At 72.5% G+C, this 14,968-nt stretch carries 12 protein-coding genes; 4 read left to right on the top strand and 8 right to left on the bottom strand.

Going from position 1 to position 14,968, the window contains the following annotated elements:
• Window positions 1-38: 38 nt before the first annotated feature.
• Window positions 39-317, bottom strand: coding sequence for a hypothetical protein (locus GVL03_RS04240; protein WP_159499745.1), 279 nt, complete (start codon window positions 315-317; stop codon window positions 39-41).
• Between GVL03_RS04240 and GVL03_RS04235 the strand changes: the two genes are divergently transcribed.
• From GVL03_RS04235 to GVL03_RS04220, 4 genes are all read left to right on the top strand, one after another.
• A complete protein-coding gene (locus GVL03_RS04235) occupies window positions 316-1,317 on the top strand; it encodes a sugar ABC transporter substrate-binding protein (protein WP_159499744.1) in 1,002 nt (333 codons plus the stop codon). The two genes, GVL03_RS04240 and GVL03_RS04235, sit on opposite strands and share 2 nt — an antisense overlap.
• A 69-nt stretch (window positions 1,318-1,386) precedes the next feature.
• Complete coding sequence (locus GVL03_RS04230; RefSeq protein WP_159499743.1) at window positions 1,387-2,406, top strand: ABC transporter permease; 1,020 nt, start codon at window positions 1,387-1,389, stop codon at window positions 2,404-2,406.
• Between the two features lie 7 nt (window positions 2,407-2,413).
• Window positions 2,414-3,217: an ATP-binding cassette domain-containing protein gene (locus GVL03_RS04225; RefSeq protein ID WP_159499742.1), complete on the top strand. Its 804-nt coding sequence runs from the start codon at window positions 2,414-2,416 to the stop codon at window positions 3,215-3,217.
• A 44-nt stretch (window positions 3,218-3,261) separates the two neighbouring features.
• Window positions 3,262-5,679 carry a glycoside hydrolase family 3 C-terminal domain-containing protein gene (locus tag GVL03_RS04220; protein ID WP_159499741.1) on the top strand — a complete coding sequence of 806 codons (2,418 nt, stop codon included), beginning with the start codon at window positions 3,262-3,264 and terminating at the stop codon, window positions 5,677-5,679.
• 27 nt (window positions 5,680-5,706) lie between these two features.
• Here GVL03_RS04220 and GVL03_RS04215 read toward each other — a convergent pair whose 3' ends face one another.
• The 7 genes from GVL03_RS04215 to GVL03_RS04185 form a co-directional block, all read right to left on the bottom strand.
• Window positions 5,707-6,366 carry a TetR/AcrR family transcriptional regulator gene (locus GVL03_RS04215; RefSeq protein ID WP_159499740.1) on the bottom strand — a complete coding sequence of 220 codons (660 nt, stop codon included), beginning with the start codon at window positions 6,364-6,366 and terminating at the stop codon, window positions 5,707-5,709.
• Window positions 6,367-6,528: 162 nt separating this feature from the next.
• The gene (locus GVL03_RS04210; RefSeq protein WP_159499739.1) at window positions 6,529-7,359 is read right to left on the bottom strand and encodes an MBL fold metallo-hydrolase; all 831 of its coding nucleotides are present in this window, start codon (window positions 7,357-7,359) and stop codon (window positions 6,529-6,531) included.
• Complete coding sequence (locus tag GVL03_RS04205; RefSeq protein WP_235038015.1) at window positions 7,356-8,030, bottom strand: TetR/AcrR family transcriptional regulator; 675 nt, start codon at window positions 8,028-8,030, stop codon at window positions 7,356-7,358. Before GVL03_RS04205 ends, GVL03_RS04210 begins: the two co-directional genes overlap by 4 nt.
• The gene (locus tag GVL03_RS04200; protein WP_159499738.1) at window positions 8,027-9,712 is read right to left on the bottom strand and encodes an allophanate hydrolase; all 1,686 of its coding nucleotides are present in this window, start codon (window positions 9,710-9,712) and stop codon (window positions 8,027-8,029) included. The genes GVL03_RS04205 and GVL03_RS04200 overlap by 4 nt, the downstream gene beginning before the upstream one ends.
• Window positions 9,709-13,335 carry an urea carboxylase gene (gene uca / locus GVL03_RS04195; protein ID WP_159499737.1) on the bottom strand — a complete coding sequence of 1,209 codons (3,627 nt, stop codon included), beginning with the start codon at window positions 13,333-13,335 and terminating at the stop codon, window positions 9,709-9,711. Before uca ends, GVL03_RS04200 begins: the two co-directional genes overlap by 4 nt.
• Complete coding sequence (locus GVL03_RS04190) at window positions 13,332-14,012, bottom strand: urea amidolyase associated protein UAAP2 (protein WP_159499736.1); 681 nt, start codon at window positions 14,010-14,012, stop codon at window positions 13,332-13,334. The genes uca and GVL03_RS04190 overlap by 4 nt, the downstream gene beginning before the upstream one ends.
• A gap of 13 nt (window positions 14,013-14,025) precedes the next feature.
• Entirely contained in the window at window positions 14,026-14,865 is an 840-nt protein-coding gene (locus GVL03_RS04185) for an urea amidolyase associated protein UAAP1 (RefSeq protein ID WP_159499735.1), read from the bottom strand.
• Between the last annotated feature and the right edge of the window lie 103 nt (window positions 14,866-14,968).

Genomic DNA, 14,968 nt, shown 5'->3' with positions numbered 1-14,968 from the left:
TGGAGGGGCGCAGGTGCCTCCCCGCGCCTCGGCAGGCATCACCCACCCCACGGTCCGACGACTGGTGACCCGTCCGCGCCGACCCGGTCGCGCACGCGCCGCATCGAACCCGGCCGCAGGCCATGACGCTCGCGAACGTCGGCGCCGGCCGCCCCGACCGCACCGTTGCGGTCGCCCGCCATCCTCAAATACCTTCTATCGAAGGAAAGTTCTTGACGGGTCACCCCGTCGGGCTGTTCAGTGAGGATCGCGCGGGAGAGAATCCGCCACCATGCCTGCACCGGGCGTGTGCTGCCACTCAAAGAGGAGAAGAACATGGCACAACATCGTCGTCGAGGATGGGTCGCGAACGGCCTGGCCGCGTTCGCGATCTCGAGCATCGTTCTCACGGGGTGCTCGGGAGGCGGCGGAACCGACGCCGGCGCAACGACCGCCTCGACGCAGGCCGAGGGCGCACTTCGGATCGGCTTCTCCCCGCTGAACCTGTCGGCACCGGCACTGACGGGACTCGCCGCTGGACTCGAAGCCCTCGCCGGCGAACGAGGACACGAGGTGCTCGTCGCCGATCCGGACAACGATGCCGCGACCCAGGCTCAGCAGGTCACCTCATGGATCGAGAACGGGCAGGTCGACGCCGTCTGGGCGATGGCGCTGAACCCGGCCGCTCTGGTCCCCGTCTTCGAGAAGGCGCAGGAGAGAGGGGTCGTCGTCCTGGCACTCGGCACACCCGAGGACTACGGCTTCGCAGGAGTCCAGCCGGGCATCACCTTCAGCACCATCGACTACGAGACGTACGGCGCCGATCTGGCCACGGCGACCGCCGCCTGCATCGACGAACGTCTGGACGGTGAGGGCCGGGTCATCTTCCTGCAGGATCCTCCGGGGCAATCGGGGTCGCAGCAGATCAACGACGCCTTCTCGGCGACGCTCGCCGAGAAGGCGTCCGACGCGGAGATCGTCTCGACCCTCGACAACGGCCTGGAACGGCTCGCGTCTCAGACGACGACGCTGAGCGCGATCCAGGGCAACCCGGGCGCGAACGTCTTCGTGGGGCAGAACGACGAGGCCTCGCTCGGCGCGCTCGGCGCGGTGCAGCAGGCAGGCCTGGACCCGCAATCCGTGTGCATCACGGGTGCCGGTGGCAACGACGAGGTGCTCGGCGAGGTCGAGAGCGGCAACCTGTTCGGCGTCGTGGCGCTGCAGTTCAGCCAGGACATCGTCAACAGCGTCGATCAGATCGAGAAGATGGCGGCCGACCCGACCGCGGACGGCATCCAGAAGTACGTGCCCGTCGCCACGATCACAGTCAACGACTGAGCCGGAGCGCTGGATATGAACACCACGCCGACACCCCCCCCCCCCGCGACGGGGACTATGGACACCTTGATGCGGGCGGACAAGCCGGCCAGGACGACCACGGTGGGCGTCCTCGCCTTCCTGCGCAGCCGCGGCATCATCGTGCTCTGGATCGTGATGCTGATCGTCTTCGCAGCGACCTCTCCTGTCTTCGCCACGCCGACCAACTTCGCCTTGATCCTCGGGGCGGCGGCGGTCACCTCCATCTTCGCCGCGAGCGTCGCCTTCGGCGTCATGTCCGGCGCTCTCGATCTGTCCATCCCCGGGACCGCTGCCTTCGCGGGCGTCACCGTCGGCCTTCTCCTGAATGCTGGCGTTCCGCCGGTGATCGCGATCGCCATCGGCTTGGCGGTCGGTGTCGGGATCGGTGCGGTCAACGGGCTCATCGTGCTCCGTGGGCTGAATCCGCTCGTCGTGACGATCGGCATGCTGGCCGTCCTCGGCGGGCTCGCGAGCGTCCTGTCGAAAGGGATTCCGGTCACGGGGTTGACCAGCCTCCGGTTCATCGGAACCGACCGCTATCTGGGCGTTCCCGCACCCGTGTACGTCGTGGTGATCCTCTACGTGATCGGCACCCTCTTCCTGACCCGCATGCGCTCAGGAGTACGGATGCTGGCGGTCGGAGGCAACGCGGAGGCTGTGCGCCGATCGGGCGTGAGGAGCGACCGCTACCGAGTTCTGGGGTTCGTGCTCGGCGGGGTGTGCGCCGCGCTCGGCGGCATCGTCACGGCAGCCATCGTCACCCAGGCGTCGCCCGCCGCCTCGCCGGGAATCCTTTTCGAAGCCCTCACCGCCGTCGCCCTGTCGGGGCTGGCCTTGACAGGCGGACGAGGCAGCCTTCCGCTCGTGCTGGTGGGTGCTCTGGTGATAGCGACCATCAACAGCTACCTCGTGATCCAGAACGTCCAGCCGTACTGGACCGACGTGATCACGGGTGCGCTGCTGATCGGCGCTCTCGCCCTCGACAAGTACACGGGTGGGCTCGTGTCCTCCCGGCTGATCGCCGACGCCTCGTCCCTTGCGGGCCGCGGTCGCGCACAAGGCAAGTGAGACGACGATGACCGAAAAGACGACCCCTGCTCTCGATCTCAGCGACATCAGTCTCCACTACGGATTCGTGCGCGCGCTCGACGGTGTGGACCTCCACGCGCATCCTGGCGAGATCGTCGCTCTGCTCGGCGACAACGGCGCCGGGAAGTCGACGCTGCTGAAAGTCATGTCTGGCGCACACCGTGCGACCATGGGAACGATCCGCGTGCACGGCGAGGCGGTGAGCTTCCACACCCCGTCGGACGCGGCGGCGCACGGCATCCAGATGGTCTACCAGGATCTGGCGCTCGTCGACGCCTTCGACATCGCCACCAACATCACGCTGGGCGAGGAGCCGGTCGTACGCGGACCGTTCGGATGGCTCGGCTGGCTCGATCGCAAGCGGATGCGTCGCGACGCCGAGCAGGAGCTGGCGACGCTCGGCGTGACGACCGCGCCGATGACGCGCCCCGTCGAGATGCTCTCCGGCGGCCAGCGACAGGTGGTGGCATTGGCCCGTTCGGCTGTGCGCGTCACCGGGGAGGAGGAACGCGGCGGCATCCTGCTGCTCGACGAGCCGACCGCCGCCCTGGGGTATCAGCAGACGCGCCAGGTCGAGGATCTCATCGCCCGCCTGGCCGCCAGGGGCATCGCCGTCATCATCGTCACCCACGATCTGCCGCTGTGCTTCGCGGTCGCCGATCGCATCGTGATCCTCAACCGAGGCCGCAAGGTCGCCGACGTGCGCACGAGGGACACCGACAACGACTCCGTCGTCGGATGGATCACGGGATCCAAGCCGTCCCAGTTCGCGCCGACGGAGCCAGTGTGACCACGCAGGGTCGACCGCCTCTCACACACCCCGATCGCGTCGGGATGACGCGGCCGGCCGACGAGCAGTTCTTCGAGGACCTGCTCGGCCGACTCGATCTGTCCGCCAAGGTGACGCTGTTGACGGGCTCGTCCTTCCTCTCGCTCACGGGCGACGAGCGGATCGGACTGCCGCCGATCGGCATGTCGGACGGACCCGTCGGGGTGAAGGGCCTGTCGATGAGCGGCGGCGAGCCCACGGCGTCCCTTCCCAACGCCTCGCTGCTCGCGGCCACGTGGAACGAGGACGTGCTCCGCCGCGTCGGCGCGCTCCTTGCCGACGAGGCACTGCGGCAGAACACCCATCTGCTGCTGGGGCCGACGATCAACCTCCACCGGAGCCCCCGGGCGGGCCGCCTCTTCGAGGCCTACTCCGAAGACCCGCTCCTGACCGGACGCCTCGCTGCCGCATACGTCCGTGGTCTCCAGGAGCGCGGCGTCGCCGCGTGCGTGAAGCACTTCGTCGCCAACGACTCCGAGACCGACCGCCACCACGTCGACGTCCGTGTCGACGAGACGACGCTCCGCGAGGTCTATCTGCTGCCCTTCGAGATCGCCGTCGAGGAGGGCGGGGCATGGGCTCTGATGACCGCGTACAACCGCGTCAACGGCATCCCGGCGTCCCAGCATTCCGACCTCGTGAACGGCGTCGTGAAAGGCGAGTGGGGGTTCGACGGCCTCGTCGTGTCCGACTTCTTCTCCGTGCATACGACGGTGGAATCGGTGCGCGGCGGGCTGGACGTCGTCCTCCCCGGTCCGGACGGCCCGTGGGGTGAGAGCCTCGTCGAGGCGGTGCGCACCGGCCTCGTCCCGGAAGACGTGATCGATGACCATGTGCGCCGACTGTTGCGGCTGGCGCATCGCACCGGCCGGCTCGACCCCGGTTCCGTCGCCTCGTCGTCGGCGGCGACGCATCCGACCGCGGTTTCTCGCGGCGAGCTGCTCGAGCTCGCCGCCTCGGCGATGACGGTGCTGAAGAACGACGGCACACTGCCACTGCGGCGCGACGCCTCAGTGACCATCGTCGGCACGCCCGCGTGGGAGACCCTGCTGATGGGCGGAGGCTCCCCGGAGGTGACCGCACCGCACTGCACCAACGTGATCGACGGCATCACCGAGTTCGCCGCGACGCCGCCTGCGGCCGTCCGAGGTGTGGAGCTGAGCGGCCTGCCGCCGTGCGCGCGACCAGGCTTCATCGTCGACCCCCTCGACGGCGAGCCCGGCATGCGCTTCCAGCTCATCGCGGCCGACGGCGCGATCGTGCGCGACCAGCACGTGGGCGACGGCAAGCGATACATCGGCCTGGCCGGCGAGACGGACGAGCCCGGCGTGCGCGTCCGTCTTCTCGCGCGGGTCACGGAGCAGACACCGCTGGAGTTGGGGGTGATGGGCCTCGGCAGCTGGGTGCTGAGCGCTGGACCGCACCGCGAGTCGATCCGCGTGGCGCCGCTCACCGGCATCCCCGGCGAAGGACTGCTCGCTCCGCCGCGTGCTCGGACCGAGGCGACGATCACCGGCCCCGTCACGATCGAAGCGGAGCTCGATCCCGCAGGGTTCCCACGAACTCAGGTGGCCTTGATCGCGCGACCCGCTCCGTCGGGCGACGACGCAGCCATCGCGGACGCGGTCGCGGCGGCACGCGGAGCCGAGGTCGCCGTCGTCGTCGTCGGCGTGACCGCCCACGAGGAGACGGAGTCGCAGGACAGGTCGACGCTGCGTCTGCCCGGCGCACAGGATCGGCTCGTCTCCGCCGTCGCCGCCGTCGCCGAACGGGTCGTCGTCGTGATCAATGCGGCCAGCCCGGTGCTGATGCCCTGGGCCGACGAGGTCGACGCGATCCTTCTGGCGGGTCTTCCCGGCCAGGAGGGCGGTCGCGCCATCGCCGCCGCGCTCTTCGGCCACGTCGAGCCCACGGGACGGCTCACGACCACGTGGCCCCGGTCGGACGGCGCCGCTGCGGCGTGGGACGTGGATCCCGCACCGGACGGCATGCTCACCTACACGGAGGGCCCGTTCGTGGGCTACCGCGCACACGCCGCGGGCAGGGCGCCGGAGCCCGCGTACTGGTTCGGGCACGGTCTCGGCTACGGCTCCTGGCAGTACGAGCGCGTGCAGCCGGCGACCGACGGCGACCTCCCGTCCGTGCAGGTGACCGTCCGCAACACCTCCGACCGGCTCTCACGCGAAGTGGTCCAGCTCTACTTCGCCCCGGACGACCCCGAACTGCCGGTGCGGCTGATCGGCTGGTCGGCCGTCGAGGTCGGCGGAGGCGAGTCCGCGGAGATCAGCGTCAGCGCAGACCCGCACGCATGGCGGCGCTGGGACTGCGGGACAGGACACTGGACCGACCTCGAACGCAGCGGGACGCTGCTCGTGGCGCGCGGACTCGGCGACATCCGAGGACGCGTTCGATGGGATGACTGAACGCTCCCGAGATCGGGACGACGAGACTCACTCGGCGGCGGCGGCGGCGGGCGTGCGCAGATCGATGCGCCTGCCGTCCACACGCACGTCGGCGGCCAGCAGCTCGAGGATCCGTGCGTTCATCGAGACGAAGTCGAGCGTGCGACCGGAGAGGATCCACTGCAGTTGCAGCCCGTCGGTGACCGCGATGCACTGACGAGCCAGTGCGCGGTAGTCGACGTCCTCGCGCAGGTGCCCCGCCGTCACCGCCTCCTGGAACTGCGCGACCAGATCGGCGATGATGACCTCCTGACGCGAGACGAAGAGATCGTGCGTCTGGCTGCGAGCATCGGCCGACTCCGCCATCACGAGGACGAACAGCTGGGTCAGGTCCGGATCGGCCGCGATCATCTCGGTGATCGTCAGCATGATCCGGAACGGACCGGTGCCGTCCTGGTCGGGCGGCCGCAGATTGGCCCGATCGAGGGTCCGGTCGAACCGCCGCTCGATGATCGCCATGAGCAGATGCTGCTTGGTCGGGAAGTGATGCCGGAGGCCCGGCGCGGTCAGTCCCCCCTCGCGGGCGATCTCCGTCAGGGAGACCTGCGAATAGCCGATCGTCGCGAACATCCTCGTCGCGACGTCGAGGATGCGCTCACGGCGGGCTCGTCCGACGGCGTAGCTTCCGCCCTTCGTCTGTCGAGGCACGGGCCCACTTTAGCCAAGCACCGACCCGCCATCCGTCGATCCGCGAGACTGCAGCGTGGCGCCGAGACCGTGGGGTTGCCCCGCTGTCTCGGCGCCACCGTGCAGTCTCGCGGGTCGGGGGTAGGTCGCGCCCGCGTCGCGCCGCCGGTCCGGGCGGGGCGGCTACCGCCGCGACTCCACCACCTCGCGCCACGGGCCCCACTCCGGATCGTGCGCGGGCCACACCTCCACCCCGGGCCGGGCGTCGAGCTCGGCGAGACGCCGGATGGCGGATGCGGCGCGCTCGGCGCCGTGCTCGCCGACGGTCGACCCGCACCGCACGCACTCCACGACGTTGCGGTGGAGGTCGGCGGCGTCGCCGGCGAGTACGACCGTGCGATCGGGCAGCTCTACGACGAACGACTGATGTCCGGGCGTGTGGCCCGACGTGTCGATCGCGCGGAGCCCGGGCGCGAGGTCGGTGTCGCCGTCGAGCAGCACGATCGACAGCCCCGGACGCACGAGATCGTCGATGAACAGGAACGCCATGCGCGCGTCGTCCACCTCGTTCACGTGGCGCCACTCGCGCGCCTGCATCAGCAGGGGCTGGCTCGGCCCGAGCAGCCGCGCGGCGCCGGTGTGGTCGAAGTGCGCGTGCGTGATCGCCGCCGCCGCGAGGTCGGCCCAGTCGAGCCCCGCCTCGGCGACCTGGTCGACGAGCGGGTCGCCCGCGGGCACGATCGGGGCGTAGTTCTCGTAGTCGAAGCTCGCCACCCGCTGATCCCGGTCGCGCACGCGCGCCGGATCGAACCCGCCGTCGATCAGCGCCCACCCCTCGTCGAACACGACGGCGACCGCGGTCACGGGCTCCATGAGGTACCGGAACGAGCTGCCGCCGTGCACCGACACGGACTCGGCGACCGCCTCGTAGCCGACCACGAGCGGCACCAGGCGCCGCGGCCGCCCGGCGAGCCGCAACGGCTCCGCATCCGCCCACGTCCGCGGCACGCTCACCGCGCCGTCCCGCTCACCCGCGCGATGTCGTGCGGGTGAGCCTCGACGACCCGGAGGCAGGCGAGGGCGATATCGTGCGGCGCGTCCGGCGGAACCTCGCCCCGCTGACGCAGCTCGATCGCGAGCTCGACGAGCTGCAGGCACGCGGCGCCGCGGAAGTCCGCGCCGCCCGGACCGCCGATGCGCCGGGCGAGGTCGACGTAGGCGGCGCGCAGACGACCGCGGGCCTCGTGCAGCGACGCGAACTCCGGGTCGGCGAGCTCGGGCGTGAGGTAGAGCACGGCGAGGTTGTGCGGTGCCGTCAGCAGCGTCTGCACGTCGCGGGTCGCAAGCGCGTACAGTGCCGCCGGCGCATCGGGCCGGGCGAGCAGATCGTCGAGGCCCTCGAGCGTCGGGCGCACCGAGGCGTCGAGCAGCTCGAGCAGCAGCTGCGGCTTCGCCGACACGTGGTAGTAGAGGCTCGCCTGGCGGATGCCGGCCCGCTCCGCGATCTCGCGCGTCGAGGTCGCGGCGTAGCCGCGCGTCGTGAAGAGCTCCGCCGCCGCGTCGAGGATCTGCGCCTTCGCCGAGCGGCCGTCGTCGGTGCGGGGCGTCGCCCGCGGTCTCCCCACACGTGCTCGCGGAGCCCCCGCCCGGCCCGCCGTGCCGCGCTCGCCCATGACCTCCATCATGCCAGCGAGGCGCGGAACCCCCGCCATCCGCCGAACTCGGTGATGTCGCGGGCACCGTCGAGCGCCACGGACTCGCAGAGGAAGCCGGCGACCGTCGACCCGTCGGCGAGCCGGGCCGAGCCGATGCCCATGGGCTCGGGCAGCGCCGCCACGAAGCCGCCGAAGCCGGCGGCGGGCAGGCGCCACACCTCTCCCTCGATCGCGCTGCCACCGTCTGCCACGCGCACGAGCCCGGGCTTGGGAGGGGTCGTCGCGAGCGCGAACAGGCGGTACTCGGATGCGGTCCGCACCTCGGCCACGAACGTGCCGCCCGCCGCGACCAGCTGGTGGTTGAGCGGCTGGCCCCGAAGGTGCGCGCCGACCACGAGCAGATCGACGGGGGGCGCGACGACGCGCTCGGCGAGCTGCGCGAGCGTGCGGTCCGCGAAGGGCGCGCCCGTCAGCATCACGCCGAACGGCTTGCCGTCGACGACGCCCGCCGGCACGGCGAGCGCGCTCCGGTCGAGCAGGTTCGCGAAGTTCGTGAACCGCCCCATGCGCGCGTTCGCGCCCACCGGATCGGCCGCGACCTGCTCGAGGGTCGGATGCCACGTGGTCGTCGGGGTCAGGAGAGCCACCGTGCCCTCGAGCCGCCGCAACCCCTCGAGCCCGAGCCGCTCGAGCCGCTCGCGGTCGCGGAAGTAGTCGACGGCCTTGGCCTCGGCGCCCGCGAGCACGATCCCCGCGACGGTCGGGTCGAGGTCGGTTCCGATGAGGCCGCGGTGCGTCTGGATGAACTCCCCCACCGCCGCCGTGCGCTCGGCGACGAACGCGCCGCCGTAGAGCAGGGTCGCCGCCTCGAGCAGCGGCGCGATGTCGACCTCGACGACGTCCACTCCGGATGCGGCGAGCCGGGCCACCACGCCGCGGAACGCGTCCGACCACCCCTCGGCGAGTCCTTCGAGGTGCTCGGGCGTCGGGATCGCGACGACGGGCCTCGCGGCCGGCGGCGGCGCCGGCACATCGGCCCGGGCGATCGGGTCGACGCCGTCGGGACCGCTCATGAGCTCGGCGGCCTCGCGCGCGAGCGCGAGGCCGCGCGCGAACACGGTGACGCAGTCGATCGTGCGGCACGCCGGCACCACGCCCGTCGTCGGCACGAGACCGACGGTGGGCTTCACCCCGACGATGCCGTTCAGCGCCGCAGGCACGCGCCCGGAGCCCGCCGTGTCGGTGCCGAGGGCGATGTCCACGACGCCGAGCGCCGTGAGCACCGCGGAGCCCGAGCTCGACCCGCCGGAGATCCGCGTCGGATCCCAGGCGCCGCGCACCGCGCCGTAGGGGCTACGGGTGCCGACGAGCCCGGTCGCGAACTGGTCGAGGTTGGTCTTGCCCAGCACGACGGTGCCCGCCGCCCGCAACCGCGCGACGGCGGGGGCGTCGGCCTCGGGCACGAAGGCGAAGGCCGGGCTCCCCGCGGTCGTGGCGAAGCCGGCGACGTCGATGTTGTCCTTGACGGCGGCGACCGTGCCGGCCAGCGGCAGCCGCTCGCCGGCCGCGACCCGGCGGTCGATCTCGGCCGCCTCGGCGAGCGCGTCGGCCTCCGGCCGCAGCGAGATCCAGGCCTCGGGCCGGTCGGCCTCGGCGTTTCGCGCGTATGCGGCGGCGACGCGCTCGACGGCGCTCGGCGGCGACGCGCTCATCGCTCGACCTCGATCGCGGCGAGCAGCTGTCCCGCCCCGACCCGCTCACCCGGCGTCGCGTACAGCTCCCGCACGATCCCCGCCTCCGACGCGCTCACGGTCGTCTCCATCTTCATCGCCTCCAGCACCATGACCCTTTCTCCCACATCGATCGACGCTCCGGGCGCCGCCTCCGTCTTCCACACCGTCGCCGCGAACGGCGCCCGCACCGCGACGCAGCCGGGCGGCAGCACGTGCTCCGCGGATGCGGGCGGCGCCGAGTCCGACTCGACCGGGCGGTCGAACTCCCCCGATGCGCGCCACCGCGCCCGTTCCTCGTCGAAGGCGGTGCGCTGCCGCGTCCGAAACTCCTCGATGCCCTGCGCGTTGTCGGCGAGGAACCTCTCGTGGTCGGCGAGCGCGAACGTCCCCTCGACGGTCTCGACGCGGCCGCGGCCCGCGTCGGTCTCGGCGCGCAGCTCGAGCAGCTCCTCGGCGGAGACCGGGTACCAGCGGATGCGGTCGAAGAAGCGCAGCGCCCAGGGGTTCTCCCGGAAGAGCCCGCCGCGGCGGAAGCGGTTCCACACCTGCACCGTGCGTCCGACGAACTGGTATCCGCCGGGACCCTCCATGCCGTAGATGCAGAGGTAGGCGCCGCCGATGCCGACCGAGTTCTCAGCCGTCCACGTGCGGGCGGGGTTGTACTTGGTGGTGACGAGCCGGTGGCGCGGGTCGAGCGGCGTCGCGACCGGCGCGCCCAGGTACACGTCGCCGAGCCCCATCACGAGGTACTGCGCGTCGAACACGGTGCGGTAGACGTCCTCGACGGAGTCGAGACCGTTGATGCGGCGGATGAACTCGATGTTCCACGGCGTCCACGGGGCGTCGTCGCGCACCCCCGCCATGTACCGCTCGATCGCGAGGCGGGTCGCCGGGTCGTCCCACGACAGCGGCAGCCGCACCTCGCGCGAGGGGACGACGAGCTCGCCGGTCGGGGGCAGCGCGTCGTCGAGCTCCTGCACGAGGCCGACGAGCTGCGACGCGCGCAGCACGGACGCGTCGGTGTGCACCTGCAGGGACCGGATGCCCGGGGTGACGTCGAGGATGCCGGCGGGCGCGTGCTCGGCGAGACTCGCCTGCAGCGCGTGCACCCGCATCCGCAGGCCCAGATCGAGCACCTGCTCGCCGAACTCGATCAGCAGGTTGTCGTCGCCGTCGCGGCGATAGGTGACGCTCGGGCGTCCCGCGCTCCCGTCGCCGGCGTCCGCCTCGCGACGCGCGATGACACCGTCGTCGCCGTCGCCCGCGCCGCCGATGAGAAGAGGCGCGCGGAGCGACCGGGAGGGGTCGAGCCGCGCGGCGTCCGCCTCGCGCACCGGAACGAAGCGGATGGTGTCGCCCGGGCGCAGCTGACCGAGCTTCCAGAGGTCGCCGCTCGCGACGACCGCGGGGCACACGAAGCCGCCGAGGCTGGGGCCGTCCGGGCCGAGGATGATCGGGGTGTCGCCGGTGAAGTCGAGCGCCCCCACCGCGTAGGGGGTGTCGTGGATGTTCGAGGGATGGAGCCCCGCCTCGCCGCCGTCGGTGCGCGCCCAGGCCGGCTGCGGTCCGCTCAGGCGTATGCCGGTGCGGGCGGAGTTGACCTGCACCGTGTACTCGGCCGTGTACAGCCGGTCGATGTCCTCGCGCGTGAAGAACTCGGGGGCCGCGTGCGGGCCCTCCGTCACGCCGATCAGCCACTGCGACGTCAGGTGCGGCCGCCGGTCGGCGGGGACGGGCCGCGGCGTGCCCGCGAGCGGGTCCGCCGGCGCGGCGCCCGGCCGCAGCACGTCGCCCGCGACGAGCGCGCGCCCGCCGTGGCCGCCGAACCCGCCGAGCGTGAAGGTCGAGGCGCTGCCGAGGTAGCGCGGCACGTCGACGCCGCCGCGCACCGCGACGTAGGAGCGGATGCCGGGACCCGCGGCCGCGCCGATGCGCAGCACGCCGCCCGCGGGCACCTCGAACGGCTCCCACCCCGCGACGGGCGTGCCGTCGAGGGTCGCCTCCACGGGGGCGCCTGTGATGCACGCCGTCGTGGGCGCGGTGAACCGGAGCGTCGGCCCGGTGAGCGTCACCTCGAGCCCCGGCGCCTCGGCCGGGTTGCCGACCGCGAGGTTCGCCTCGCGGAACGAGACCGCGTCCATCGGGCCCGAGGGCGGCACGCCCACCTGCCAGTACCCGAGGCGGCCGGGCAGATCCTGCACGGTCGTGAGCATGCCGGGCTCGTCCACCTCGATGCGCGGGTCGGGGTCGCGCGCCCCGTCGAGCGTGCCGGTGTCGTGCCGTGCCGCTCGCACGCGGGGGTCGAGCGTGAGCTCGCGCAGCATCCCGACGCCGGTCACGATGCCGTCGATGCGGGTCCCCGCGAGCGCGTCGTGCAGCGCGTCGAGAGCCTCGTCGCGGGTCGGGGCGTGTGTGACGACCTTGGCAAGCAGCGGGTCGTAGAACGACGTGACCTCGAGGCCGGGCTCGATCCAGGAGTCGACGCGGACGCCCTCGCCCGAGGGCAGGCGCACCGCGGTGACGAGCCCCGTCGACGGGGCGTTCTGCCGGTCGGGGTCCTCCGCGTAGATGCGCGCCTCGACCGCGTGGCCCTCCGGCGCCGGCGCCGCGGCGAACAGCGCGTCGGGGAGCGCCGCGGGACCGCCGGAGGCGAGGTCGAGCATGAGCCCGACGAGGTCGATGCCGAACACGGCCTCGGTCACCGGGTGCTCGACCTGCAGACGGGCGTTCACCTCGAGGAAGTAGGCGCGCTCCTCGGCCGGATCGTAGACGAACTCCGCGGTGCCCGCGGAGCGGTAGCGGATGCTGCTCGCGAGGGCCGCGGCGCTCTCGTGCAGGTGCGTCCGCACGGCGTCGGGGAGCCGGGGAGCCGGTGCCTCCTCGACGACCTTCTGGTTGCGGCGCTGCAGCGAGCAGTCGCGGTCGCCGAGCACCGCGACACGTCCCTCGCCGTCGCCGAACAGCTGCACCTCGACGTGGCGCGCCGGGCGCACGTACTTCTCGAGGAACACCCCCGCCGAGCCGAAGCTCGCCGCGGCCTGTCGTGTCACGGCGTCGAAGGCCTCCGCGACGGAGTCCCCATCCGCGCAGACGCGCATGCCGATCCCGCCTCCGCCGCCCGTCGCCTTGAGCATGACCGGGAACCCGATGGCGGATGCGGCGGCGACCGCCTCGTCCCGCGACGCGAGCACGTCGGTTCCCGGCAGCAGCGGCACGCCGGCGGCCGCGGCGAGGGCGCGGGCGGTGTGCTTGAGGCCGAACGCGTCGAGCTGCCCGGGGGTCGGCCCGACCCAGGCGAGCCCCGCGGCCTCGACCGCGCGCGCGGCGGCGGAGCTCTCGGCGAGGAAGCCGTAGCCCGGGTGGACCGCCTCCGCTCCGCTCTCCTCGGCGGCGGCCAGCACCGCGTCGAGGCGGAGGTACGACTCCGCCGCGGGCGCGGGCCCGAGACGTACCGCGGCGTCCGCCTCGCGCACGTGCGGTGCCGCGCGGTCCGCGTCGGAGTACACCGCGACGGTGCGGATGCCCCGGTCACGGGCGGTCCGCAGGATCCGGCGGGCGATCTCGCCGCGGTTCGCGACGAGCAGGGTCCCGATGCCGGTCACGCGCGCGTGACGATCATCCGCAGCGGCGTGCAGCTGAAGTCGTTGCACGGGTTGTTCATCTGCGGACAGTTGGAGACGATCACGAGCACGTCACGCTCGGCCCGCAGGGCCACGCGCTTGCCCGGGGCCGACATGCCGTCGACGATGCCGAGCGAGCCGTCGGGCTCGACCGGCACGTTCATGAACCAGTTGAGGTTCGACACGAGGTCGCGCGCGCCGAGGCCGTGCCGGCCCGCCTCGGCCAGGAAGTTCTCGCGGCAGCCGTGCTGGTAGAGCGTGTGGTGGCCGTAGCGGAGCGTGTTGGACTCCTTGCCGCAGGCGCCGCCGATCGTGTCCTGCCGGTCGATCTCGTTGGCGGTGACCGTCATGAGCGGCCGGCCGAGGTTGCTGCGCAGCACCGTGCCCGTGCCGACGTAGGCGTTGCGCTGCCAGGCGATCGTGTCGGCCGCACTGTACCGCTCGGCGGTGTCCGCGGCGGCGTAGACGAGGAAGTCGGCCGACTGGTTGCCGCCGACGTCGACGATCGTGAGCACGTCGCCGGCGGCGACGATCGCCGACCAGGCCGCGCGGGGCGGCACGTGCTCGTCGAGCACGATCGCACCGTCCGCGAGAGGCGTCGACCAGTCGAGGGCGACGCCGTCGGCGTGCACGGGACGCTCGGGGACCGTGGTGATCATGATGGCGTTCCTCTCAGAGCCCGGCGAGCTCGGCGTAGGCGATCGTGTTGCGGTAGGCGCGCTCGCGCTCGGGAGAGAGGGCGAAGACGTCGTCGCGCTCGTCGGTGGGGCGTTCCGCCCACGCCGTCACCCGCAGCGGGCCGACCACGTAGTCGTCCCTCGGGTCGAGGGGGTGCGGCACGTTCGCGACCAGCACGATGAGCGGCAGCTCGGCGCGGAGGTCGACCGAGGCCCCCGGCCCCGCCGACCCCCGCCAGGCGAGGGAGCCGTCTGCGTCCACCCGCACCCCCTGGAACAGCGTGACCGCCGGTGGCAGGTCGCGCACGGTGAGCCCGTGCTTGGCGCCGGCCAGCCGCAGCAGAGCGTGGCCCGACGGCGAGGCGCCCTCCGGGTGGGCGTCGCCGTACCTCTGCTCGTTCCACGCGTCGCTCGACGTGCCGCAGAAGGCATCGTGGTGTCCCGAGGTGTCGGCGACGATCGTCGCGAGCACCCGCCCGTCGCCGGAGAGCAGCGGGTGCCCCGCGCCGAGGTAGGCCTGCCACGGGATCTTCTGCGTGTCGGCGACGTTCAGCCGCTCCCCCGGCTCCACGGCGTTGAAGACGAGCACGTGCGCGCAGGCGTCGCCGGTGACGTCCTCGAGACGGATGCGGGTGCCCCGTGCGACGCGCAGGTGGGCGTAGCCGCCGGGCGCCACCGTCTCGGCCCAGCGGAGGACGCCGGGATCCACGTCCGCCGGGGCGAACGGGGCGGTGTGCGGCGGGAGGTACGGCATCCACTCGGATCGGGTCGATCGAGAGCGCGCGTCCGCCCTGGCGCGCTCGACGCTGTCCAGCTCATCGATCCGACCACTCATCGCGGACTCCTTTCCTGTCGTTCGATAGGTATGAGATCAGACGGGCGTTTCGGCGATGTTTCGTCCGGGTCGGCGCGGGAGACCCGTCGCCGACCCGGAGCGG

It is taken from the genome of Microbacterium sp. 18062 (assembly GCF_902706225.1).
Lineage (GTDB): Bacteria > Actinomycetota > Actinomycetes > Actinomycetales > Microbacteriaceae > Microbacterium.
This window is presented reverse-complemented; position numbering and strand designations above follow the sequence as displayed.